The sequence below is a fragment of the Streptomyces sp. NRRL F-2664 genome (assembly GCF_000719345.1).
Taxonomy (GTDB): domain Bacteria; phylum Actinomycetota; class Actinomycetes; order Streptomycetales; family Streptomycetaceae; genus Streptomyces.
On sequence record NZ_JOFX01000448.1, the window covers coordinates 1 to 330 of the forward strand.

The window sequence follows — 330 nt, forward strand, 5'->3', positions numbered from 1 at the left end:
GGCGGCGTCCGCCTCGGGGGCGGCCTGCTCCGCAGGGGTGGAGGTCTCGGCCGCAGCCTCCGGCTCGGCGCCCTGCTCCGCGGCCGGGGCCGCGTCCTGCGCTTCCGCCTGCGGCGGTGCTGCGACGGCGGTGTCGGCCTGCGCGGCGGCGTCGACTACGGGCTCGGTGGCCTGCTCCGCGGCCGCGTCCTGTGCCTGCGGCGCTGCCGCTGCGGCGGTCTCCGGCTCGCTGGCTTCGGGCTGCGGCTCGGTGGCGACGGCGGTCTCCGTCGACCCGGCGGGAGCGGCGGCGTCCGCCTCGGGGGCGGCCTGCTCCGCAGGGGTGGAGGT

Annotated in this window: 1 pseudogene; it reads right to left on the minus strand. The window is 81.2% G+C overall.

From position 1 onward, the window contains the following. Positions 1-330: pseudogene (locus IF89_RS0136475) on the minus strand (hypothetical protein); the annotation flags it as partial.